Genomic DNA, 24,185 nt, shown 5'->3' with positions numbered 1-24,185 from the left:
GTGATTGCGCCCCGGTTCAACCGACAGGGCCAGGTCGATCCGGAATAGCGCCGCCGCGTTGTCCCAGTTGCCTCAGCATCGCCGCCGGCAGGTCCGCTGGCGCTTCCAGCAACGCCACCAGCGTCTGCAGGAAATGCTCGACGCTCGCCTCGCTGCCCCACATCGGATGCGCCCGGCTCTCGTCGGCCAGCGCGCGCTGCCGGGCCGACAGCACGGCGCTGAGGTAAGCCCCCATGAACACGAAGCGCTGGTTCTGCAGCGCCACCGGCAGATCCGCCATCATGCCCCGCAGATGATCGAGGCACCGGCCATAGGCATTGTTCCAGGCCGGATCGATCGCATCCAGCATCATGTCGCGATGGGTCATGGCAAAGATGACGATGAACTGGACATAATGGCTATCGGGCAGCGCCAGCACCGGCCGCACCAATATCTCCACCACTTCGCGGATCGTGCGCGGCCCGCCCTGCGCCTCCAGCCCGTCGAGCGCCGCATTGCGCTCCCGCTCCAGCGCCATCGCCCCATCCATCACCAGCGCCCGGACCAGCGCCTCCTTCGACCCGAAATAGTAACTGACGGCACCGTGATTCTTCTGCCCCGCCGCCGCCGCAATCTCGCGCACGGTCACGCCATCGACGCCCTTTTCGGCGAACAGGCGCAACGCCACCTGCTTGATCTGCTCGGCAGCGGATCCGCGGGTGGCATCTTCGGCCTTGGCGAGTTGAAGTCTGACCATGAGTGCAATTTCTCATTGCAATGATGGTTCGTCAAGTGCATTATCCAATTGACCTAATCGACGGCTAACAGTCGAAAAAAGCGAGGGATGCCTAAGTGGAATCAGCGGTCGACATCGAGTCGCTGGCGACGTGGATGACGGATCAGGGGCTTGGCTCCGGTCCGATCGACAACGTGACGCCGCTTGCCGGGGGGACGCAGAATATCCTGCTGCGCCTGACCCGCGACGGCCGCGATTATATCTTCCGTCGCCCGCCGGTACACCCCCGCCCCAACAGCAATGAAACCATGCGGCGCGAGGCGCGGCTGCTGCGCGCCATCGCCGACACCAATGTCCCCCATCCTGCGCTGATCGCCGATTGCGGCGATGAGGATGTGCTGGGCGTCGCCTTCTACCTGATGGAGCCGGTCGATGGCTTCAATCCGGTCGGCCAGCTGCCCATGCCCCATGCCGGATCGCCCGCGATGCGCCATGCCATGGGCCTGGCGCTGGTCGACGGCATCGCCGCATTGGGCGCGCTCGATCATCAGGCGCTGGGCCTCGCCGATTTCGGCCGGCCCGACAATTTCCTCGGCCGCCAGGTCGATCGCTGGCGCAGCCAGCTTGCCAGCTATGGCGAATTTGCCGACTGGACCGGGCCGCAGGCGCTCCCCAGCGTCGACGCCATCGCCGCCTGGCTGGAACGGCACCGCCCGGCGGATTTCACTCCCGGCATCATGCATGGCGACTATCATCTCGCCAATGTCATGTACCGCCCCGACAGCGGCGATCTTGCCGCGATCATCGACTGGGAACTGGCGACGATCGGCGATCCGCTGCTCGACCTCGGCTGGGTGCTGGCAACCTGGCCCGACGGCAGCGGCGCCAGCACCGTGTCGGTCACGCCGTGGGAGGGTTTCCCGACGCCCGCCGAACTGGTCGCGCGCTATGGCGCCGGCTCCGCGCGCAATCTGTCGGCGGTCGACTGGTATCATGTCCTCGCCTGCTACAAGCTCGGCATCCTGCTGGAGGGCACCCATGCCCGCGCCTGCGCCGGCAAGGCGCCACGCGATACCGGCGACCGGCTGCACAGCCGCGCCATCCACCTTTTCGACCGCGCCCAGGCGCTGATCCGCTGACATGCAGGAAGGATGTTCCCCCTTGGGCAATGAACTGGACTTCACCGGAAAGACGGTGCTGGTGGTCGGCGGATCGAGCGGCATCGGCAATGGCATGGCCCAGGCCTTCCTGAAGCGCGGCGCCCGCGTCCATGTCTGGGGCACCCGCGCCAGCGCCGCCGATTATGCCGGCGAGGAAGGGTCGGACCTCGACAATATCGGCTATACCCAGGTCGATGTCAGCGATCCCTCCGCGATCGCCGCAGCGCCCGCCCCGTTCGATGCGCTCGACATCCTCATCCATTCGCAGGGCGCCGTCCTCTATCGCCGCCAGGAGTTCGAGGTCGACGGCTGGAACAAGGTGATGGCGGTCAATCTCGACTCCATCCTCCACATCTCCAACCGCTTCAAGGATGCGCTGGCCGCCACCAAGGGCGCCGTCATCGTCGTCAGTTCGATCGGCGGGTTCAAGGCGACCTTCGGCAACCCCGCCTATGCCGCGTCCAAGGCCGGCGCGGTCAATCTGGTCCGCGCGCTCGCCATCGCCTGGGCGGGCGAGGGCATCCGCGTCAACGGCATCGCCCCCAGCCTGGTCGATACCAAGATGACCAAGGTGACGATGGACAATGACGAGCGGCGCGACCGCGCGCTGTCGCGCATCCCGCTCGGCCGCTTCGGCTCGGTGGAGGAGATGGCCGGCGTCGCTTTGTTCCTCGCCTCCCCCCTCTCCACCTACATCTGCGGGCAGACGCTGATCGTGGACGGCGGCCTGACGCTGACCTGATCCCCTGGCCGCCTTCGCCCCATTTCCCAAAAGGACCGATCGCATGGATTTCGAATATTCCGACAAGGTGCAGGCGCTGCGGGCGCAACTCACCGATTTCATGGACGCCCATGTCTATCCGATCGAGAAGGAACGGGATCATTTCCACCACGATCCCGCCCATCTGTGGCAGCGCTGGCCGGGCACCGAGACGATCAAGGCGAAGGCAAAGGAAGCCGGCCTGTGGAACCTGTTCCTGCCGCATGAATATGGGGCCTGGAGTCCGGGCCTCACCAACCTCGAATATGCGCCGCTGGCCGAACTGATGGGCAGGGTGATCGGATCGTCCGAATATTATAACTGCTCCGCGCCCGATACCGGCAATATGGAGGTGCTCGCCCGCTACGGTACGCCCGAGCAGCAGGAGAAGTGGCTCAAGCCCCTGCTCGCGGGCGATATTCGCTCCTGCTATGTCATGACCGAGCCGGGCGTCGCCTCGTCCGACGCCACCAATGTCGAAACGACGATCGTCGCCGATGGCGACCACTATGTCATCAATGGCCGCAAATGGTGGATTTCGGGCGCGCTCGATCCGCTGACCAAAGTCTATATCCTGCTCGGCCGCACCCCCAATGCAGACCGGCCCCGCCACCAGCAGCATTCGCAGATCCTGATCCCGGCCGACACGCCGGGGATCGAGATCGTCCGCCCGCTCGACGTGATGAACGCCGTCCACTCGCCCGGCGGCCATGCCGAAATGGTCTTCAAGGATGTGCGCGTGCCCAGGGAAAATCTGATCCTGGGCGAAGGACGCGGGTTCGAGATCGCCCAGGGCCGCCTGGGGCCGGGCCGCATCCACCACTGCATGCGCCTCATCGGCCAGGCCCAGCGCGCGCTCGAATATATGGCCCGCCGCGTCGACAGCCGCGTCGCCTTCGGCCGCAAGCTCGCCGATCAGGGCAGCATCCGCCAGGATATCGCCTTGTCCTTCTGCGAGATCGAACAGGCCCGGCTACTGACGCTCAAGGCCGCCGACGCGATGGACCGCCATGGCAACAAGGTCGCCAAGGATCTGATCGCCGCGATCAAGATCGTCGCGCCGCGCATGACCCAGACGGTTGCCGACCGGGCGATGCAGGTGTTCGGCGGCATCGGCATGGCCAGCGACTTCCCGCCTGCCGCCGCCTTCATGAATGCGCGCTATCTGCGCCTCGCCGACGGGCCGGACGAGGTGCACATGGCCCAGCTCGGCAAGCTCAAGATCGCCGAACTCAACGCATTGCCGCAACGCTGAGAGACGCAAGAGGGCGAAGGGAAGGATCATGCTGATGACCAGCCAGGAGAAAGCCCCGGACGGTGGCGACACCCAGCAACTGGGCACCGCCTGGTGGATGGTGGCGGTGCTGTTCGGCCTCTATGTCCTGTCCTGGGTCGACCGGCTGATCGTGTCGATGCTGGTCACGCCGATCAAGGCGCATCTGCTGCTCAGCGATGTCCAGGTCAGCATGATCACCTCGACCTCCTTCGCCATCTTCTATGCCATTTTCGGCCTGCCGCTCGGCTGGGCTGCGGACCGTTATTCGCGCCGCTGGATCATCTTCGGCGGCGTCGCGCTCTGGGCCGTCGCCACCACCGCCTGCGGCTTCGCGCAAAGCTATGAGGCGCTGCTGGTCGGCCGCATCTTCGTCGGCGTGGGGGAGGCGGCGCTGCTGCCCGCCGCCTATTCGCTGATTGCCGACGCCTTCCCGCCGCGCCTGCTGACCCGCGCCACCTCCACCTTCCAGATGGCCGGCAAAGTGGGGTCGGCCACCGCCTTCGCACTGGGCGGCGTCGCCATCGCCTTCGCCGCCGCGCATAGCGGCATCCATATTCCCTTTCACGGCCCGGCCCAGCCCTGGCAGCTGGTGATGATGATGGTCGGCGTGCCCGGCCTGCTGATCGCCCTGCTGGTCTTCACCTTTCCCGAACCGGGCCGCCGCGGCGCGACCAGGGCCGCGCGCCCGGTTGCGGAAAAGGGCGCGATCGCCGGATTCGTGCGCCAGAACTGGCGGCTGCTGGCGCTGATGCTGGTCGGCACATCCTGCCTTGCCATGTGCGGCTATTCGATGACCAACTGGGTGCCCGCCTATATCGAACGGCATTTCGGCTGGAAGCCGGTGCAATATGGCGTGGCGTTGAGCCTGATGAACATCGTTTCGGCCGTGTCGCTGGTGATCAACGGCTGGATCGTCGATCGCCTGTTCATGCGCGGCATGAAGGACGCCCATCTGCGCTTCTACAGCTGGCTGATCCTCGGCTTCCTGCCGGTGATCGCCTATATGTTCTTCGCCACCAACGTCTATGTCTTCCTGGTCTGCTACTGCGTGGCGCAGTTCATCACCGTGCCCTTCATGGTCTATGTCTCCTCGATCATGGGGCTGATCGCGCCGGCCACGATCCGCGCACGGATGCTGGCCTTCTTCCTGTTCGTCTTCACCATATTGGGCCTGGGCGCCGGCCCGGCGATCGTCGCCGCGCTCACCCAATATGTCTTCCGGTCCGAAGCCGCGCTGGGCCAGTCGCTGGCGGTGGTCGTCACCGTCTGCTCGGTCGTCGCCCTGCTCTCCTTCCGCATGGCCCTGCGCTACCTCGCCCCCACCATCACCGCGCGTGCCGTCCACGCGCCGGCCGCCTGAAAGGACGCCTGATGTCACTCACCCTCCAGGCTGTCGCGCCCGACCGTCGCACCGACATGGCGCTGACGGACGAGCGTGTCTCGCTCGACTGGCTGCAACTGGATGACCTGCTCAACCGCGCCGCCAACGCCTTGAACGGCCTCGACCTGCACGAACGCCGGGTCGCCGTCTTCGCGCCCAACAGCGCCGAAACCGTGATCGCCTATGTTGCCTGTCTGGAGGCCGGCATTTCCAGCGTCCCGGTCAGCTTCCACCTCACCCCGTCGGAGGCCGCCTATATCCTCAAGGACAGCGGCGCCGTCGCGCTGCTGGTCGGCCCCGAAACGATGGAGGCGGGCCTCGCCGCCGCGGCCGAGGCCCGCCTCGCCACCGTCATCGGCTGGCGCTGCCCCGATCGTGAGGGCGTGATCCATTGGGAAGCGTGGCTCGCCGCCGCCTCGCCCGCGGAGCCGGACCCCAGCGTGCCACCGCTGCCCCATCTCCATTATACCTCCGGCACCACCGGCCGGCCCAAGGCGACCGAGACCCCGCCGCAATATTTCCCGCGCGTCGCCACGGTGCAGGCGCTGGCGGAAACCGTGCGCGCCCGCATCACCCCCTCGCCCGGCATCGCCGTCGGCCCGCTCTACCATACCGGCCCGCTCGGCATGGCCCGCAACGTCTTCGGCGGCATGAGCCTCATCACGGTCGAGCATTTCGACGCGGAAAAGGCGCTTGCCCTGATCGAAAAATATCGGGTCGCCGGATCGGTCATGGTGCCCACCCATTTCCAGCGCATGCTCGCCCTGCCGGAAGAGGTGCGCGCGAAATATGACGTCTCCAGCATCCAGCGCCTCGCCCATACCGGCGCGGCCTGCCCGCGCGCCGTCAAGCAGGCGATGATCGACTGGTTCGGCCCGGTGCTGGTGGAGGCCTATGGCGGCACCGAAGCCGGCTCCACCACCTTCATCACCTCGCCCGAATGGTTGGAGCGACCCGGATCGGTCGGCCGCGCCCTCGCGCCGTTCGAAACCGTCATCTATGGCGACGACGGCGCGGTACTGGGCGCCAACGAAGTTGGCCAGGTCTATTTTCGCGACACCAGCGGCCATGGCATCGTCTACCGCGGCGACCCGGAGAAAACCGCCGCCGCCCATATCGCACCCGGCATCTTCACCCTGGGCGAAATGGGCTATGTCGATGATGCGGGCTATCTCTTCATCACCGATCGCGTGTCCGACATGATCGTGTCGGGCGGCGTCAACATCTATCCGGCGGAATCCGAACATGTGCTGCTGCGCCATCCCAAGGTGGCCGACATCGCCGTGGTCGCCGCCCCCAATGCGGAGATGGGCGAGGAAGCCCGCGCACTGGTGATCCCGCGCGATCCGGCCGATCCGCCAAGCGCCGACGAACTCAACGCCTTCTGCCGCGCCAGCCTTGCCGGTTATAAATGCCCGCGCGGCTATGAGATGGTCGACGATATCGGCCGTACCATCATGGGCAAGGTCAACAAGAAGGCGCTGCGCCAGCGCTTCTGGCCGTCCGACCGGACGATCGGGGGCTGATCTTCATGCGGCTTGCGTCCCTCACTCTGCCGCTTCTGGCCCTGCTCGCCGCCTGCGTGCCCTCCGGCCAGGCCCGGCGCGACGGCACCGACTGGCCCGGCTATGGCGGCATCGATGAAAATCATTACAGTCCGTTGAAGGACATCAACGACCATAATGTCGGCCGGCTCGGCCTCGCCTGGTATCAGGATATCGAAGGCGGCGGCTCCAGCCTGACCGCACCGATCGCGGTCGACGGCATCCTATACTATGCCTCGGGCTACAGCGTCGTCCACGCGGTCGACGCCGTCACCGGCCATGAGCTATGGACCTATGATCCGCAAAGCTGGAAGGTCGCCGACAAGAAGATGCGCGGCGCCTGGGGCAGTCGCGGCATCGCCTATGATAATGGCGCCGTCTATGTCGGCACGATCGACGGCCGGCTGATCGCCATCAATGCCCGCACTGGGCACAGGCTCTGGTCGACCCAGACCATCGGCAAGGATGACGAACGCTATATCAGCGGCGCGCCCTGGGTGTTCAACGGCAAGGTGCTGATCGGCCATGGCGGCGCCGATTTCGCCCCGATCCGCGGCTATGTCACCGCCTATGACCAGAAGACCGGCAAGCAGCTCTGGCGCTTCTACACCGTGCCCGGCGACCCGAAACTCGGCTTCGAGAACAAGGCGATGGCGATGGCCGCCAAGACCTGGACCGGCGAGTGGTGGAAATATGGTGGCGGCGGCACCGCCTGGAACGCCATGGCCTATGACCCCAAATATAACCGCATCTATATCGGCGTCGGCAATGGTTCGCCCTGGAACCAGAAGATCCGCAGTCCGGGCGGCGGCGACAATCTCTTCCTCTGCTCGATCGTCGCGCTCGACGCCGACACCGGCGAATATGTCTGGCATTATCAGACCAATCCGGGCGAGACCTGGGACTTCAACTCGGCGATGGACATGGAACTCGCCCGGCTGAAGATCGACGGGCGCGAGCGCGACGTGCTGATGCACGCGCCCAAGAACGGCTTCTTCTACGTCATCGACCGCGCCACCGGAAAGCTGATCTCCGCCCGCAACATCGTGCCGGTCAACTGGGCCAGCGGCATCGACGTGAAGAGCGGCCGGCCGATCGAGAACCCCGCCGCCCGCTATCCCGGCGGCAAGGCTGCGATCGTCTATCCCTCGCCCTTTGGCGCCCATAATATCGAGGCGATGTCCTTCAATCCGGGCAGCGGCCTCGTCTATATCCCGACGATGGACCAGGGCCGCGCCTATATCGACCCGGCCGAACCGCTCGCGGGCTGGAAGCATCTCGATGGCCAGCGCCTCAGCGTCGGCACCGGCGCGCCGCCGCCCGGCGTCACCCCCGATCGCCCCGCCACCAGCTTCCTGCTCGCCTGGAACCCGGTGACGCAGAGCGAAGCCTGGCGCATTCCCATGCCCGGCCTGCGCGGCGGCGGCGGCACCGCGACCACGGCCGGCAACCTGCTGTTCCAGGGCAATGCCGGCGGCAAGTTCGTCGCCTATGCCGCCACCAGCGGCAAGCCGCTCTGGTCGTTCGACGCCCAGACCGCCGTGATGGCCCAGCCGATCAGCTATCGCGCCCGCGGCCGGCAATATGTGACGGTCATTGCCGGCTCCCGCTTCCCAACCGCCATCGGCCTGCCGCGCGAATGGAATTACCGCACCCAGCAATGGCGCGTCCTGACCTTCGCCCTCGATGGCAAGGCCGCGCTGCCGAAGGCAGATCCCGTCGACATGCCGGTGATCGACGATCCTGCCTTCACGGTCGATCCGGCAAAGGCCGCCATCGGCGCCACCGTCTTTGGCCAGCGCTGCTCCATCTGTCATGGCGCCAACGCCGTGTCGGGCGGGGCCGCGCCGGACCTGCTCCAGTCGGGCGTCCCGCTCGACACCGCCAGCATGAAGGATGTGCTGCACAACGGCATCCTGCGCGAACGGGGCATGCCGCGCTTCCAGGAACTGACCGACGACGAGATCGCCGGGCTCCAGCATTATTTCCGCCAACGCGCCCGTCAGGTGCTGGCCGCGCAGTCTGCCGGCCAGCCGGGCGCCCAAACGCACAGAGGCTTGAATGAAGGTCAATGACGTCGTCACCTATGCGGTGGAAGGCTCCATCGCGGTCATCACGGTCAATTCGCCGCCGGTGAACGCCCTCTCCAACGCCGTGCGCCAGGGCGTCGCCAGCGCGGTCGAGACCGCCATCGGCGATCCGGCGGTCGGCGCCATGGTGCTGATCTGCGAAGGCCGCACCTTCTTTGCCGGCGCGGACATCACCGAATTTGGCAAGCCGCCGGTCGAACCCACGCTGCGCAACCTGCAGCTGGTGGTGGAGAATGCCACAAAGCCGGTGATAGCCGCCATCCATGGCACGGCGCTGGGCGGGGGCCTCGAACTCGCGCTCGTCGCCCATTATCGCATCGCCGTTCCCTCGGCCAAATGCGGCCTGCCCGAAGTCAATCTGGGCCTGCTGCCCGGCGCTGGCGGCACCCAGCGCCTGCCCCGCATCGTCGGCGTCGAAAAGGCGCTGGACCTCATGACCGCCGGCAGCCCGGTCTCGGCAAAAGCCGCGAAGGAAATGGGCCTGATCGACGAACTCGCCGCCGAAGGCCAGTTGCGCGCCGACGCCATCGCCCTTGCCCAGCGCGTGCTCGACGAAGGCCGCCCGCTGCTCAAGGTCCGCGACCGCACCGAGAAGCTGGACGAGGCACGCGGCAAGCCCGAAATCTTCGCCGATTTCCGCAAGGCCAATGCCCGCAAATTCCGTGGTTTCAACGCCCCCGAAGCGATCATCCGCTGCGTCGAGGCGTCCCTCGAACTGCCCTTTGACGAAGGCATGACCTTCGAGCGCCAATTGTTCAACGAGCTTCAGGCCGACAGCCAGTCCGCCGCCCAGCGCCATGTCTTCTTCGCCGAGCGTCAGGCCGCCAAGGTCGACAGCCTGCCCGCCGACACCGCCGTCCTGCCGATCGCCAAGGTCGGCGTCATCGGCGCCGGCACCATGGGCGGCGGCATCGCGATGAACTTCGCCAATGCCGGCATCCCCGTCACCCTGGTCGAAACCAACGAGGAGGCGCTGTTCCGCGGCCTGCGCATCATCCGCGGCAATTATGATACGACCGCCAAGAAGGGCAAGATGAAGCCCGAGGATGTCGACACCCGCATGGGCCTGCTCACCGGGTCGATCGCGATGGAGGATCTGGCCGATTGCGACCTCATCATCGAAGCGGTGTTCGAGCAGATCGACGTGAAGCGCGAAGTCTTCGGCAAACTGGACAAGATCGCCAAGCCGGGCGCCATCCTCGCCACCAACACCTCCTATCTCGACATTGACGACATCGCCGCCGCCACCAGCCGGCCCGACAGCGTCGTCGGCCTCCATTTCTTCTCGCCCGCCAATGTCATGAAGCTGCTGGAGGTGGTCCGCACCAAAGACACGAAGCCGGAAATCATCGCCACCGCCATGAAGCTCGCCAAGACGATCGGCAAGATCGGCGTGCTGGTCGGCAATGGCTATGGTTTCGTCGGCAACCGCATCCTCGCCGCCCGCAATACGCAAGCGGACCAGCTTATCCTTGAAGGGGCCACGCCCTGGGCGGTCGACAAGGTGCTCTATGACTTCGGCTTTGCCATGGGCCATTTCCAGATGCGCGACCTGGTCGGGCTCGATGTCGGCTGGAATCCCAAGACGACCAGCTCCGCCAATGTCCGCGAAATCCTCAACGAAATGGGCCGCCATGGGCAAAAGACGAAGGGCGGCTTCTACGATTATGACGAGAACCGCAAACAGACCCCCTCGCCGGTCGCGATGCAGGTGATCGAGGATTTCGCCGCGAAGCAGGGCATCGTCCGCCGCGATGTCAGCGACGCGGAAATCCAGGACCGCATCCTCTTCGCCATGGTGAATGAAGGCGCCCGCATCCTCGACGAAGGCATCGCCTCGCGCGCGTCCGACGTCGATATCGTCTGGATCACCGGCTATGGCTGGCCCAAATATCGCGGCGGCCCGATGTTCTGGGCCGATCTCCAGGGGCTTCCCACCGTCCTCGACCGATTGAAGGCGCTGGAGGCCGCGCATGGCGCCGCCTTCACCCCGTCGCCGCTGATCGAGCGACTTGTGGCACAGGGCAAGGGGTTCAAGGACGCATGATGAAGGGCAATAAAATCGCCATCACCGGCATTGGCGAAACCGCGTTCCTGCGCAAGGGCGAGGAAACGGTGATGCAGATGATGACCCGCGCCAGCCTGGCCGCGATCGCCGATGCGGGCCTTACCCCCGCCGATATCGACGGCCATGTCAGCAACAAATATGTCGGCCACCCCTCGGAGGAGGTCGCCCATGCGATCGGCGCCGCCACCCGGCGCTTCACTGCCGTTGCCGACACGGCGGGCGGCACCGCCACCACCGGTGACGCGCTGCGGCTGGCGCAACTGGCGATCGAGGCCGGGCTCGCCCGCCATGTCCTCGTCCCCTATGCAATCCGCTCGACCAAGCCGGGCGGCGTCTACGGCTTCCACGCGCGCGAGCCGCAGAAGGCCGGGCTGGAAATGCCCGCCGGCTTCTTCGGCCAGCCCACCTATTTCGCCACCATGGCCAATCGCTACGCCCATGAATTCGGCATGAGCGAGGCGGAACTGGCCTCCGTCTCGATGACCTACCGTGCCTGGGCGGCGCTGACGCCGAGCGCGCAGAAGCGCGATCCGATGGACCTCGACGCCTATCGCCAGACGCCGATGATCTCGACCCCGCTGCGGGTCGCCGACTGCTGCCTCACCACCGATGGCGGCGGCGCCTATGTGGTGAGCGCGGTGGAGGCTGCCCGCGATCTGCCCCATCCAGTGATCTCGGTGCAGGGCGTCGGCATCGGCTACAACAACTATCCCCATGGCGTGCTGTTCACGCAGAAGCCCTGCACCTTCGACTATCCCGGCTGGGATTCGGCGGCGCAGGCCTATGCCATGGCCGGGGTCGATCCCAAGGATCTGGACCTCGCCCAGGTCTATGACGGCTTCTCCATCTCGGCCATCGTCCAGACCGAGATGCTGGGCCTGTGCGATCGTGGCGAAGGCGCGCGCTTCTACGCCGCCGGCCATGCAAAACCGGGCGGCCGGATGCCGGTCAACACCAGCGGCGGTCATATGTCGGGCGGCTATGTCCCCGGCATCAACCTGCTGATCGAGGCCGTGCGACAGCTCCGCGGGCAGGAAGGCGATCGCCAGGTGCCCGACGCCCGCCTCTGCGCGGTTGCTGGCCTGGGCGGCAATAATCATTCCACCACCATCCTTGCGAGGGACTGACCATGGGCATTCCCATCTATCCCGTCCATCTGGAAGACCCGCTGTTCCAGGGTTTCTACGACGGCCTCGATGCCGGCGAACTGCGCATCACCGCCGACGCCGAAACTGGCGAATGGGTCTGGTATCCGCCAGAGGTCGTCCCCGGAAAGCCCGATGCCGAGCTGGAATGGCGTCCGGTTTCGGCCGAGGGCAAGGCCTATAGCTTCACCACCGTGATCCGCAGCCTGCTGCCCGGCGACCATAAGGCAGAAGTCCCCTACACCGTCATCCTGTTCGAGCCCGACGATGCGCCAGGCGTGCGGATCGCGGGCATATTGGTCGATGACGACGGCGTGGAACCGGCCTGCGACATGCGCCTGCGCTTCCGCCCGGTCGAGGCGGGCGATCACCGCATCGCCGGCTTCGCGCCGGTTCGCTGACATGCAGTTGGACCGGCGCACGGCCCTGCTCGGCGGCGCGGCGCTCGCGCTCGCCGGCTGCACCCGCGCCGGCACGCCGCGTGCCTCCACGGTCCCGGCGCCCCTGACCCCGGCGAATTTCAGCCTGGTCATCGACGGCCTCGACCATGCCGAGGGTGTCGCCAGCGCCCCCGACGGCCGCCTGTTCCTGTCCAACAGCGGCGGCGCGATCGGTGTCCTGATGCCCGGCCAGCCGCTGCGGCAGGTCGGCGCCCCGCTCGCTGCCAATGGCGTCGCCGTCGATGCGCAGGGCCGCGTGATCGTTGCCAATATGGGCTTGCTCAAGCAGCAGCCCGGCCCGCTCCAGCGCATCAGCCTCGAAACCGGCGCGGTCGAAACGCTCGTCTCGGAACTGGAGGGACGCCAACTTGTCGCCTCCAACGGCCCCACCACCGCGCGCGATGGCTGCATCTATTGCACCCACAGCAGTTGGGGGCCGGTCGCCAATATCGGCACCACCACGCCGGCCGGTTTCATCTACATGGTCCGGCCCGACGGCAGCGCCGCGATCGTCGCGCGCGACCTGCGCGGGGTGAACGGCGTCTGCCTCGACCGGGACGAACGCCATCTCTATGCCTCGCTGACCGCCGAAGGACGCATCCGCCGCTGGCGCCGCAACGCCGACGGCACCCTTGCCGACCCGCAGGATTTCGGCCCGCAACTGGGCACCGTCGTCCCCGACCAGACGGTCAAGGCGATCCTGGCACTGCCGCCGCAGGAAAAAGCGGCGCTGGGCTATTGCGACGGCATCGCCTTCGACATGGCCGACAATCTCTGGATCACCCTGCCCTTTTCCAACCGGCTGGTCGCGCTGACGCCACAGGGTCGCAAGGTCGACATCCTCCATGATCCCGCCGGCGAAAAGATCGCCATGCCGACCAATCTCTGCTGGGGCGGGCCGGATCGCCGCACGCTCTATGTGGTCTCGCGCGGCAAGGGCATGATCGTCCAGGCCCGCACCGCCATCGCCGGCGCCCCGCTCGTCAACTGGCCGGCCGCCCCGGCCTGATCGCCGCTTTCCTACTGCGCGCTTTTCTGCTCCATACTCCGCCATGGACCAGCCGATCGGCTTCAATGCCAGGCGTGACCCAAGGGGCGCGTTCGTGTCGCGTCACAGACGCGCGGGCGTGACCCCAATGTCGCGTGGCTGTCGCGTCGGCGTGACTTTGGCGGCGCGTTTGCGCGTCAAACCGCCCAGATTTTCGATGATCAACGGTGTGAACTTCGCGACGATGACCTGAGCATGACCCTGTAATGACCCGATCAGGCCATCTCGATCACCACCTTGCCCTGCGCCTTGCGATCCATGATCCAGCGGATCGCTTCCCGGCTCTCGTCAAAGCCGAAGCGCGCGCCAATCGCCGGCCGCAATCCGCCCTGCTCATACCAGTCATAAAGCTGCGCCATATTGGCCGCATGGATGTCCGGCTCGCGCCGGCTGTGCATCCCCCATGTCACGCCGACGATCGACGCCGTCTTCACCAGCGGCAGGTTCAACGGGATCGCCGGTATGGTTCCGGCGGCAAAGCCGACCACCAGATAGCGCCCGTCCCAGCCCATGGTGCGGAAGGCCGGCTCGGCCAGATCGCCACCGACCGGATCGAAGATCACATCCACACCGCGCTCCCCGGCCAGCGCCTTCACCGCCTGCTTGATGTCGACCTGCGCATAATTGACCGTCTCGTCCGCGCCATGCGCCCGCGCCAGTTCCAGCTTTTCCGCGCTGGACGCCGCCGCGATCACCCGCGCGCCCATCCGCTTGCCGATCTCCACCGCCGCCAGTCCCACGCCGCCCGCTGCGCCCAGCACCAGCAGCGTCTCGCCGGCCTGCAACCGCCCGCGCTGGCGCAGCCCGTGCAGCGCCGTCGCATAGACCATGGTGAAACCGGCCGCGACGTCGAAGCCCATCGCATCGGGAATGATGCTGGTGCGGAAGGCCGGCGCCACCGCCTGCTCGGCAAAGGCGCCCTGGAACGGGATCGCCGCCACCCGGTCGCCGATGCGAAAGCCGCTGACACCCTCGCCGATCGCATCGACCACCCCGGCCGCCTCGCCGCCGGGGATGAAGGGTAAGGGCGGCTTGGTCTGGTAGAGATTCTGGATCATCAGCGCGTCGGGGAAATTGACGCTCGCCGCCCGCACCGCCAGCCTGATCTCGCCCGGCCCCGGTTGGGGCACGGGCACATCACGAAACGCCAGTTGCTCGGGCGCGCCATGCGCCTCGCACATCAGCGCCCGCACGGATCAGCTGCCCAGAAACTGCTGGCGCATCTTGTAATAATCGTCGCTCGGATATTTCTCGCTATGCTGCCCGGCCGGCCAGTCGGCATAGGGCGTCAGCGCCGGTTCGGGCGGCGAAGTATAGTCGGACAGGCCCCGGCGACGGATGATCTTCCACACCCCGTTCCGCCGCTCCAGATCGTCGAGATAGCGGCCCTGGAAGAACACATCCTCCTCGCCCCCGCCTTCCTTGCGGTCGCGCCGATGCTGCGCAAAATAATAGCATTCGGAAAAAGCCTTGTCCCCCTTCACATCCACCGAGACATTGGTGATATGGTGGCAGGCATATTTCAGCGTCGACACGATCTTGAAGGCGAAGCCGACGAAATCGGACGACTTGCCTTCGAACTTGCCATGTTTGTGCGTCGATTCCGGCCAGAACAGCGATCGCAGCAGCGCCTCATCCGCCCGGTCATTGGCCCGCGCATAGGCATAGAGGAGTTCGGTGATCGCCTGCTTGGACTCGATGATTTCCAGCCGCTGGGCCATGTCCATGCCGCTCCCCCTTCCCTTGGGCGCGGCGGCCGATGCTTCGGCGGCGGCGGCCATGCCAATCGGCAGCGCCAGCATGGCGGCCAGCGTGCCGCGACGATTGCGTTCTTCCATGCTCATTCTCCCGGATTTTCCAGCAGGCCCGGCTCGGCGCGCAGGCGCGGCAGCACTTCCTTCTCGAACAGGCGCAGGCTGCGCCACGACACTTCGGGGTCCAGCCCGCCCAGCAGCGCGTGGAAGGTGACGGCCGTGCCCCGGCCCAGCCCCTTGAGATATTCGAAACATTCGTCAGGCGTCAGCACCTTGATGTTCGGCATCGCCTTCAGCCCCTCGATCGTCTCGGCGGGCTGGTAACGTGTCTGGCCGGTACCGCGCTCCTTGGCCCATTCGGCATAGGCGTTGGTAGCATAGGCGACATGCGGCGCCACCAGCGGCCAGTCGCGGTCGGGATCGTCGGAGACATAGAGGAAGCTCGCCGCCGGCGTGCGCAGTTCCTCAGGCGGCGGGAAGCCGGCCTTTTCCCGCTCTTCCTTGTAGAGGGTGAACAGGTCGGGATGGCCGGGGAAATATTGATAGCCGCCCTTGGCCGCGCGGATCGCCGACTTGTCGGTCGACCCGCCCATGTAGATTTTGGGACCACCCGGCGTCGCCGGGGCCGGCGTCACCCGCACGGTGCGCTCGCGAAACTCGAACGGCTCGCCGGTCCAGGCCTGCTTCAGCGTGGCCATCGCCTCGTTCATGATCGCCAGCCGCTTGGTGATGTCCTTGCCGAACATCTCGAACTCATGCGGGCGATAGCCCATGCCCGCGGTCAGCCACACCCGGCCGGGCGCGATATTGTCCAGCACCGCCAGATCCTCGGCCAGCCGCAGCGGATCGTGCATGGTGACGACCAGCGCCGACAGATGCGCGACGATATTCTCCGTCGCCCCCAGGATCGACGCCGCCTGCACCATGGAGGACGGGCAATAGCCGCCCTCCGCACCATGATGCTCGGCCAGGAACACCTGGGTAAAGCCCAGCTTGTCGGCCCATTGCGCCTGCTCGATCGCGGTGCGGTAAAGCACGGGATGCGGCGCGCCGAAATCCGGCCGGTTCATGTCGTAACGAAGGTTCAACTGCACCCTTTGGGTTCCTCTTCCCGATTATCTGCTGTTGGTTCAGGCGGCCGATACCCGCGACTGGATGCGGCCGGTCACGTCCGCCGCCTGCATCGCCTTGCCGCTGTCGATCAGCGCGTCGATCGCGTCCGGCGCATAGCCGATCTCGGCCAATATCTGCCGCGTATGCTCGCCCAGTCGCGGCGCGGACTTGCGTGCATGGCCCGGCGTGTCGCTCAGATGGATGAAGCTGCCGAACTGGCGCACATGGCCATACATGGAATCGAAATTCTCGATCACCCGGTTGCTGGTCACCGCCCAGTCCTGCCACAGCGCCTCGCGCACCCAGCTTTTCGCCGCCGGTATCTCGCACGGTACACCCGCCGCATCGAGCAGGGCGAAGGCCTCCGCGCTCGTCTTGTCGGCAAACCAGGGCTCCAGCGCCGCGAGCAGCGCCGCGTCATGCAGCGACCGTTCCTTCGGCGAAGCAAAGCGCGGATCGTCGACCAGCCCGGCCTGACCGACCGCCCGCGCCAGCGCCGCGAAGCGCCCGTCCTGCCGGCAGGCGATGCAGATCCAGCCGTCGCTGGTGCGATAGAGCCGGTCGAGCGCATTATAGCCCGCCTGATCCTTGTCGAGGCGGAAGCCGTAGACGACCTGCTTGTCGGCATCCAGGAAATGCTCGGACGTAGTCCACAGGCTCGAATGAAGCTGGGGTATCTCCATATAGTCGCCAACGCCGCTGATCGCGCGCCGCTCCAGCCCCATCAATATGCCCGCCGCGCCCAGGAAGCCGTTATTATAATCCTCATTGCCGAACACCGACCGCGTCGGCGGATTGCCCGCGCCGCCGCCTTCGTAGAGCAGGCCGGTCCAGCCCGACACCAAAGGCGCAAAGCTTTTCAGCAGCGACTTGGGGCCCCTGGAGCCATAGCCGGGCAGATAGACATAGAGCAGGCGCGGATTGATCTTCGACAGCGCCTCATAGCCGATGCCCAGCTTGTCGGCCTTGCCGGGGCGCAGATTATGGGTGACGACATCGGCCTGCGCCACCAGCTTCAGCGCTGCTTCCAGCGCCTCGGGCTGCTTCAGGTTCAGCACGATGTCGCGCTTGCCGCGCTGCGCCGCGTCGAAACAATCGGGCAGCGGCCGCATCTGGTCGCCGTCGGGCGTCTCCACCTTGATGACGTCGGCCCCGAGGTCCGACAGCAGCCGCCCGCCAAAGCCCACCGCGAAGAAGGAGGAGAAGTCCACCACCTTGATACCTTCGAGCGGCCGGTCGAGCGGTTTCCCCGCCGCCGCCAGTTCGGCCCGCTTGCGCGCAATCAGGTCGGCCAGCGCATCATTGTCGGCGCCGATCGCCGGCGCCGGGCGCGGCGCGGCACAGGGCGTGCGATCGAACCGCACGGCCGGTGCCGCCTGATAGATGGTGCCGAATTCCGCGTCCGGCAGCGCAATCCGTTGCCCGACAAACTCCACCTGCTCGTCCAGCAAGACTTCGGCCGGCTCCAGCACCGGCAGCGCCGCCACATCGGCCGCCTGGAACAGCGCGATCCATTCGGCCCGCGGGCGCGCCTTGAACGCATCGAAAATCTCGACGCGGGCGATATGATATTCATCATCGCTCAATGGCACCGACATTTCCGCCGCGCCCTTGACCACCGACACCCGGTCGCCAAAGCCCAGTTGGTCCATCGCCGCCTTGAAGCCGCCCTGGCCGCCGGTATGGATCTGCAGGAACAGGCCGTCGCCGCATTCGAACATGCCGGTCACCAGCCGGGTCCGGCCAAAGCGGTCGACCGCGCCGGAATCCCCCGCCTTGATGTAGGAAATACCCTCTTCCTGCCACCAGTTGTTCATCGGAGACTGGGCCAGCATCGCGTCGAGCAGCGAGGATTCGACCTTCTGCCCCTTGCCGCTCGATCGTCGCGCACGGATCGCCGTCAGCGCGCCGATCACGCCCAGAAACGCCTGACCATAATGAAGCGCGGGATGCCCCAGATAGACCGGCCCTTCGCGGAACGGGCTGGACTTGTCGATCATCGTGCCCAGCAGCGCGGCCGCCAGCCCCTCGCCGCGCGGCCGGTCGGCAAAGGGCGTGTCCGCGCCATAGGCGGTCAGCGCCGACACGATCAGCTCCGGATAGTCGCGCGCCAGGCTCTCGCCGTCCAGGCCAAGCGCCTTCGCCTCCCCTTCCTCCAGCGCATGAATGAAGATGTCCGCACCGCTCAGCAGCCCGCGCAGCGCCGCCCGATCATCCGCATCGGCCACGTCCAGCTCGACGCTGCGCTTGGACCGGTCCCAGCTCTTGCGGGTCAGTTCATGGGCGAAATAGGCGCCGCCGCGCGGCTCGACCTTCAGCACGTCCGCGCCATGGTCGGCGAGCAGCATGCCTGCGATCGCGACCGGCATTTCGGTCGACAACTCGATAACGACAAGATGGTCCAGAGGGCCGGGCATCACGCACTCCTGTTTGGCGGTCTGCGCCGCCTCTTGTTCGGATCTGGCCGGTAGTGCGCGGAATCGCGCCTCCGACCTTTCCCTTGAAACAGACACGCTTTTTCCCGGCAGTGCAAGTAATATTGCACTATAGGTTCAAATTCATTCCTTGCTCGTCAGCCGTGCCGGATCATAGCGTGGCCGGTCCATCTGGAAACTGTCGCCGTTGCGCACATACCAGCCGCTGCCATGGGTGCGGCCGATCAATTTCATCGCCGGCGTGTCGAAATAGACCCGCTCACGATCGGTGATGAACTCGTCGCGAATATGCGCCATGACGATCTCGCCGATGATCACCGTCTGCATCGTGCCGATGTCCATCGCCGCGACCTTGCGGCATTCGAAGCTGACCGGGCTGCTGGCGATCAGCGGCGGCGCGACCAGCACCGACGGCGCGGTCTCGATCCCGGCATAGTCGATCTCGCTGACATCGGCCGGCGCATCGACGCTGCAATGGTTCATCCTCTCGGCATCATCCTCGCACACCAGGTTCACAACGAACTCGCCGGTGGCGATGATGTTGGCGGCCGTGTTCTTCAGGCCGCGCGATACCGGCTCCTTGAGCAAACCCAGCGCCACCAGCGGCGGCTCCGTGCCGACGCAGTTGAAGAAACTGTAGGGCGCGGCATTGACCACGCCCGCTTCGGACCGGGTGGTGATCCAGGCGATCGGGCGCGGGGTGATGGTCGAATTGACGATCTTGTAGCGGGTCGCCATCGGTAGGCTGCGCATGTCGAACTGCATGACTTATTCCTTCGCCCCAGTTGCAGCCTTCGCGGCAGCCTTCGCCGCTGCGCGTGCCTTGAACGCCTCGCGGGCGCGGGGCACTTCCTCCCCCGCCTGGCAGGTATGGCAATAGACCAGTTCCAACGCATGATTGGCCGACAGGTCGCCGCTTTCCGCCTGATCCAGCAACCGCTTGGTCAATTCGACCGCATGGGCATTGCCACCACCGATCGTCGCGCCCAGCGCCAGCGCCTGCGCGACCGCCTCGCCCGGCGGCACCAGTCGGCTGACCAGCCCCAGGCTAAATGCCTCGGTCGCCTCCAATGTCCGCCCCGAAAAGATGATCTCGGCCGCGCGCGCCCGCCCCAATTGCCGGGTCAGGAACCATGCCGCGCCGCCATCCGGCACCAGCCCGAAATCCAGGAACGGCGCACCGAACCGCGCATTGTCGGCAGCGAAGATCATGTCGCAGGCCATCGCCAGGCTCCAGGACACGCCATAGGCGCCGCCCTCCACCGCCGCCACGGTCGGGATCGGCAGCGCGCGCAACCGGCGAATGATCCGCTGCCCCATCTCCAGCCGAGCGGCGAGCCGCAACGCCCCCTCGCCCCGCGCCGGCGGCAGCTTCACGTCGCCGCCATTGCTGAAATAGCCCTCGGCCCCGCAGAGCAGCAGCATCCGCGCCGGCGTCGCATTTTCCAGCCGGTCGAGCGCAGCAGAAAACTGCTCCCACATGGTGAAGGAGACGGTGTTCTTCGCGCGCGGCCGATTGAGGGTGATGACGGCCACGCCATCCGCGCGCAGCTCGAACAACAGTTCGGGGTCTTCGCTCGGCGCGCTCATCTCACTCTCCCATGCTGATGCCCATGTCGGGCCTGGGGCATGCCTAGACGAGGCGCGCACCATGATGCAAGAAAATTTGCATCATGGTGCAGATTCAAGCCACTTTCGTCTTGGTCTTGGGCGACATGGGCAGCGCGTCCATCCCGCGCTCGGCAATATCCTTGATCAGCGCCTCGACTTCCTTGCGCGCCGCGCCCTTCAGCGAACCGAGCAGGCAGGACAGATAGCTGCTGATCAGCCGGACGATCACCTCGTCATCGGGTATGCGGCCCTGCGCCCAATCGTTGATGGTCGCATATTCGAAGCGCACCAGATCATCGACCAGCTTGTCGACCTGCACCCAGGGCTGCAACTGCTTCGTGGCGTCGAGCGCCTCGATCCACTGCTTGTTATGATGGATGGCCGGCGAGTGCATCGCGGTCCAGATGTCGCGGTCGACATCCGAACTGAAATAGAGCGCCATGATCGCCTTGATATAATTACGGATCTTCCGGTTGCGCTGGACGACCGAGATCATCCGCTCCAGATTATGCTGCATCGTGCCGGGCGGGCTCGAATAGACGATGCGGCTGACATATTCGTCGAAATATTCCTGGATCGCTGTGGCGATCATGCGCTCACGGGTCTGGAAGGCGTTGTAGAGCGTCCGCTTGGCGACGCCCGCGCGCTGGCCGATCTCGTTCATGCTCAGCGCCGCGATCCCCTGCTCGGCGATCACCTTGCGCGTTTCCTCCAATATCCGGCGACGGCGTTCGATGATCGCCGGACTGGAATAGGTCTGCGGCCGATCGCCATTTTCCTTGAGGTCAGCCATGTCCTTGTCCGTCGTCAAATTCGCTCATCCTCCCCGAGGCGCGCCCGGCGGGGGCACGTAACCGACGATCATAGCGCAATTGCATGAACGTGCAAATTTGATGCCGCACGGCTGTACTTTGTGCAAGCCCCCGCTCGGCGCAGACAAGGAGCCCCGCCTCCCAATGAAAGGAAGCGGGGCGAAGCAGCATCCGCCACAAGGGGACGGATGCCATGGGAGGTCAGTTCGCCTTGGGCGCGGTTTCCCGCGCGCGCTGGCGGATATAGTGGCGCAGCCCTTCCAGATCGGCGTCGCTCAACTGCTCGAAGGCGCCCATGCCGCGCGCCATCAGCGCCCCGTCATGCACCACCGACTTGAATGTCTCGGCGTCCAGCGGCACCGCCGACTTGCGCAGGTCGGGCGCCGCGCCGCCCGCCATCATGCCCGCACCATGACAGATGATGCAGCTGCTATTGTAAATGCCGCCGCCGACCTTGGCCTTGGCGGCGTCGACGGTGAAGGCCGGATCATCCTGGATCGGCTCGTCCACCGGCTCGAACTTGGGCAGTGCCTTGGTGCCGCCGATCGCAAAGGTCAGAACCCGGCGCTGCTGCTGGCGATAATCCCAGTTGGGGACGTTGGGGAAGCTGCTGCGGAAACCGGTGATCACCGACACATATTGCTTGCCGCCGACCGTATAGCTGATCGGCGCGGACAATATGCCGTTCTGCGCCGGGAAGGACCAGAGCTTGCGCCCGTCGGTCGCGGAATAGGCGTTGAAATTGCCGTCATTGGTGCCCTGGAACAGCAGGCCGCCACCCGTGGCCATGATGCCGCCATTGAACACGCCGGGTTGCGGCACCGACCAGGCGACCTTGTTGTTGGCGACGTCGAAGGCGACAAGCTTGCTCACCGCGGCGGGCGGCACCAGATTAGCCGGCGGCGCGCCCAGACCGGTATTGACCATCATCCCCGGCTTGTAGGTCCAGTCCTTCACATTGGCCGGATCGACGAACACGCGGCCGCCCTCCATCACCGGAATATAGCTGAGGTTCGTCTTGGGACTGAACGCCATCGCCTGGACGCCATGCGCGCCATTGGGGAAGGGATACATCATGAACGGCTTGCCGTTCGGATATTGCGCCTCGGGATTGATCTCGGGCCGGCCGGTGACCGGGTCGATCCGCTTGGCCCAATTCTGCTTTGCGAACTCGCCGGCCGAGATGAACTTCCCGGTCTCGCGGTCCAGCGCATAGAAGAAGCCATTCTTGGGCGCGTGCATCAGCACCGACCGCATCTTGCCGCCAATCTCGATATCGGCCAGCTCGATATCCATCGCATCGTTGAAATCGTGGCTGTTTTCCGGGTTCACCTGATAGTGCCAGGCATATTCCCCGGTTTTCACGTCGATCGCCACGATCGAGGCGAGATAAAGATTGTCGCCACCACCGGGCGAACGGATCTTCTGATTCCACGGCCAGCCGTTGCCGGTGCCGAGGTAGATGCGGTCATATTTGGCGTCATAGGCCATGGCGTGCCACACCGTGCCGCCCCCGCCGAACTTCCACCATTCGCCGGTCCAGGTCTTGGCCGCCGCCTCCATCGCCTTGTTCTCGAAGCCCTTGGCCGGATCGCCCGGCACTACGAACCAGCGCCACGCCTTCTTGCCGGTCTTGGCATCATAGGCGGTCACATAGCCGCGGGTCGGGCTGTAATCCGCGCCGCCAAAGCCGACCACGACCTTGTCGCCGGCCACCCATGGCGGCCCGGTGATATAGCCGTTTTCCGCCTCGTCGAGCGTCTGGACCGACCAGCGCGGCTTGCCGGTCTTGGCATCGACCGCGATCAGCCGGCCTTCGCGGGTGGCGGTATAGATCAGCCCGTCCTTATAGGCGATGCCGCGCGTGCCCCAGCCGGCGCGCATCCGCCATTTCGCCTCCGGCTGGCTCGCGACGTCGGGATCATATTGCCACAACAGCTTGCCGGTCTTGGCGTCGAGCGCATGGACGACCGACAGGCCGACCGCAAAATAGAGGACGCCATCTATCGCCAGCGGCTGGGTATAGCTGTCATAGGTGTCGATATCATAGGACCAGGCGAGGCCAAGCTTGCCGACATTGTCGGCGCTGATCTGGTCTAGCGCGCTATAATGCTGCTCCTTGTCGTCGCCGCCAAAGCTGGACCAGTTGGCGGTCGGACCGCCCGGCGCTGCGCTGTCCGCGCCGCAGGCGACCAGCCCGCTTGCCAGGGCCAGGATCGCCACGGCCGTCGACACTCTTCCCTTCATGTTCTCATCCTTCTCCGTGCGCCCCTGTTCGCGCCTCTTTATATTGCACCTTGGTGCAGATTCATGACCCTGTCAACGCGCCTGCGCGCTTGACAGCGATAATCCTCTCCAACATTATTATGCACCATAGAGCAAAATTGATGAGGGGATGATGGAGATGGTGCAGCGTCCTGTCGCCTGCGCGGCTACGGCCGTCGCTTTATGGGCAAGCCTTGGAAATGCCGCCCCTTTTTCGGCACCGCCCCGATTGTCCACCGCGCCCGGTCCGATCCGCGGCGTGGTGCGCGACGATGTCCGCTTCTTTGGCGGCATCCCCTATGCCGCGCCCCCGGTCGGCGCCAATCGCTGGCGCGCACCGCAACCGGTCCGCGCCTGGAAGACCGAGCGTGACGCCACGGGCTTTGCGGCTGATTGCCCCCAGCCACAGCGCAAAGATGACGCCGCCTTCCCCCAGGATGAAAATTGGGCTCTGAATCACTTTTGCTGCTGGTGATGGTCATACGCCGACCACGCGAGCGCGCAGCAGGTCCAGCTTCGCTCGACCATACATCTGTCGTTTTATCAGCTTGAGGCGAGTGATTTGGCC

General features: G+C 65.7%; 21 protein-coding genes. 12 read left to right on the top strand and 9 right to left on the bottom strand.

All coding sequences use genetic code 11. The features are described from left to right. Nucleotides 1-16: 16 nt before the first annotated feature. A complete protein-coding gene (locus BRX37_RS21540) occupies nt 17-736 on the bottom strand; it encodes a TetR/AcrR family transcriptional regulator (RefSeq protein WP_010339005.1) in 720 nt (239 codons plus the stop codon). Between the two features lie 95 nt (nt 737-831). On the opposite strand from BRX37_RS21540, the gene BRX37_RS21535 reads away from it, so the two are divergent. From BRX37_RS21535 to BRX37_RS26875, 11 genes are read left to right on the top strand one after another with little or no spacing between them, the layout of a single operon-like run. Further along, the gene (locus BRX37_RS21535) at nt 832-1,854 is read left to right on the top strand and encodes a phosphotransferase family protein (protein ID WP_125989363.1); all 1,023 of its coding nucleotides are present in this window, start codon (nt 832-834) and stop codon (nt 1,852-1,854) included. A gap of 22 nt (nt 1,855-1,876) precedes the next feature. Beyond that, nucleotides 1,877-2,617 (top strand): SDR family NAD(P)-dependent oxidoreductase, encoded by a 741-nt coding sequence (locus BRX37_RS21530; RefSeq protein WP_125989361.1) that lies wholly within the window; start codon nt 1,877-1,879, stop codon nt 2,615-2,617. 43 nt (nt 2,618-2,660) lie between these two features. Then, the gene (locus BRX37_RS21525; RefSeq protein ID WP_125989359.1) at nt 2,661-3,890 is read left to right on the top strand and encodes an acyl-CoA dehydrogenase family protein; all 1,230 of its coding nucleotides are present in this window, start codon (nt 2,661-2,663) and stop codon (nt 3,888-3,890) included. Nucleotides 3,891-3,924: 34 nt separating this feature from the next. Further along, nucleotides 3,925-5,271 carry an MFS transporter gene (locus tag BRX37_RS21520; RefSeq protein ID WP_125989357.1) on the top strand — a complete coding sequence of 449 codons (1,347 nt, stop codon included), beginning with the start codon at nt 3,925-3,927 and terminating at the stop codon, nt 5,269-5,271. A gap of 11 nt (nt 5,272-5,282) precedes the next feature. Further along, nucleotides 5,283-6,818: an AMP-binding protein gene (locus BRX37_RS21515; RefSeq protein WP_125989355.1), complete on the top strand. Its 1,536-nt coding sequence runs from the start codon at nt 5,283-5,285 to the stop codon at nt 6,816-6,818. 5 nt (nt 6,819-6,823) lie between these two features. Then, nucleotides 6,824-8,911: a PQQ-dependent dehydrogenase, methanol/ethanol family gene (locus tag BRX37_RS21510; RefSeq protein ID WP_125989353.1), complete on the top strand. Its 2,088-nt coding sequence runs from the start codon at nt 6,824-6,826 to the stop codon at nt 8,909-8,911. Continuing rightward, on the top strand, nt 8,898-10,973 hold the full coding sequence (locus BRX37_RS21505) for a 3-hydroxyacyl-CoA dehydrogenase NAD-binding domain-containing protein (RefSeq protein ID WP_125989351.1): 2,076 nt from the start codon (nt 8,898-8,900) through the stop codon (nt 10,971-10,973). Before BRX37_RS21510 ends, BRX37_RS21505 begins: the two co-directional genes overlap by 14 nt. Beyond that, the gene (locus tag BRX37_RS21500; protein WP_318276842.1) at nt 10,970-12,121 is read left to right on the top strand and encodes a thiolase family protein; all 1,152 of its coding nucleotides are present in this window, start codon (nt 10,970-10,972) and stop codon (nt 12,119-12,121) included. Before BRX37_RS21505 ends, BRX37_RS21500 begins: the two co-directional genes overlap by 4 nt. A gap of 2 nt (nt 12,122-12,123) precedes the next feature. Continuing rightward, the gene (locus BRX37_RS21495) at nt 12,124-12,540 is read left to right on the top strand and encodes a Zn-ribbon domain-containing OB-fold protein (protein ID WP_125989349.1); all 417 of its coding nucleotides are present in this window, start codon (nt 12,124-12,126) and stop codon (nt 12,538-12,540) included. A gap of 1 nt (nt 12,541) precedes the next feature. Then, a complete protein-coding gene (locus tag BRX37_RS21490) occupies nt 12,542-13,588 on the top strand; it encodes an SMP-30/gluconolactonase/LRE family protein (protein WP_125989347.1) in 1,047 nt (348 codons plus the stop codon). A gap of 43 nt (nt 13,589-13,631) precedes the next feature. Further along, nucleotides 13,632-13,820, top strand: coding sequence for a hypothetical protein (locus tag BRX37_RS26875; RefSeq protein WP_164522504.1), 189 nt, complete (start codon nt 13,632-13,634; stop codon nt 13,818-13,820). Between the two features lie 22 nt (nt 13,821-13,842). On the opposite strand, the gene BRX37_RS21485 is transcribed toward BRX37_RS26875, so the two are convergent. The 8 genes from BRX37_RS21485 to BRX37_RS21450 all read right to left on the bottom strand — a co-directional run bounded on the left by BRX37_RS21485 (nt 13,843) and on the right by BRX37_RS21450 (nt 23,599). Continuing rightward, entirely contained in the window at nt 13,843-14,820 is a 978-nt protein-coding gene (locus tag BRX37_RS21485; RefSeq protein ID WP_206434206.1) for an NADPH:quinone oxidoreductase family protein, read from the bottom strand. A 3-nt stretch (nt 14,821-14,823) separates the two neighbouring features. After that, nucleotides 14,824-15,465 (bottom strand): nuclear transport factor 2 family protein, encoded by a 642-nt coding sequence (locus tag BRX37_RS21480; protein ID WP_125989345.1) that lies wholly within the window; start codon nt 15,463-15,465, stop codon nt 14,824-14,826. Between the two features lie 2 nt (nt 15,466-15,467). Continuing rightward, entirely contained in the window at nt 15,468-16,475 is a 1,008-nt protein-coding gene (locus tag BRX37_RS21475; RefSeq protein WP_125989343.1) for an LLM class flavin-dependent oxidoreductase, read from the bottom strand. A 36-nt stretch (nt 16,476-16,511) separates the two neighbouring features. Then, nucleotides 16,512-18,911, bottom strand: a complete 2,400-nt coding sequence (locus BRX37_RS21470) for a CaiB/BaiF CoA-transferase family protein (RefSeq protein ID WP_125989341.1) — start codon at nt 18,909-18,911, stop codon at nt 16,512-16,514. Between the two features lie 141 nt (nt 18,912-19,052). Beyond that, nucleotides 19,053-19,694, bottom strand: coding sequence for a flavin reductase family protein (locus BRX37_RS21465; protein ID WP_125989339.1), 642 nt, complete (start codon nt 19,692-19,694; stop codon nt 19,053-19,055). Nucleotides 19,695-19,697: 3 nt separating this feature from the next. Then, nucleotides 19,698-20,519, bottom strand: a complete 822-nt coding sequence (locus BRX37_RS21460) for an enoyl-CoA hydratase/isomerase family protein (protein WP_125989337.1) — start codon at nt 20,517-20,519, stop codon at nt 19,698-19,700. A 94-nt stretch (nt 20,520-20,613) separates the two neighbouring features. Next, nucleotides 20,614-21,351, bottom strand: a complete 738-nt coding sequence (locus tag BRX37_RS21455; RefSeq protein ID WP_125989335.1) for a TetR/AcrR family transcriptional regulator — start codon at nt 21,349-21,351, stop codon at nt 20,614-20,616. A gap of 202 nt (nt 21,352-21,553) precedes the next feature. After that, nucleotides 21,554-23,599 carry a PQQ-dependent dehydrogenase, methanol/ethanol family gene (locus BRX37_RS21450; RefSeq protein ID WP_206434205.1) on the bottom strand — a complete coding sequence of 682 codons (2,046 nt, stop codon included), beginning with the start codon at nt 23,597-23,599 and terminating at the stop codon, nt 21,554-21,556. Between the two features lie 247 nt (nt 23,600-23,846). On the opposite strand from BRX37_RS21450, the gene BRX37_RS21445 reads away from it, so the two are divergent. Beyond that, on the top strand, nt 23,847-24,092 hold the full coding sequence (locus BRX37_RS21445) for a carboxylesterase family protein (RefSeq protein WP_318276840.1): 246 nt from the start codon (nt 23,847-23,849) through the stop codon (nt 24,090-24,092). Nucleotides 24,093-24,185 lie beyond the last annotated feature (93 nt).

Source organism: Sphingomonas sp. S-NIH.Pt3_0716 (assembly GCF_003950715.1).
In the GTDB taxonomy this organism is placed as follows: Bacteria; Pseudomonadota; Alphaproteobacteria; order Sphingomonadales; family Sphingomonadaceae; genus Sphingobium; species Sphingobium yanoikuyae_A.
This window is presented reverse-complemented; position numbering and strand designations above follow the sequence as displayed.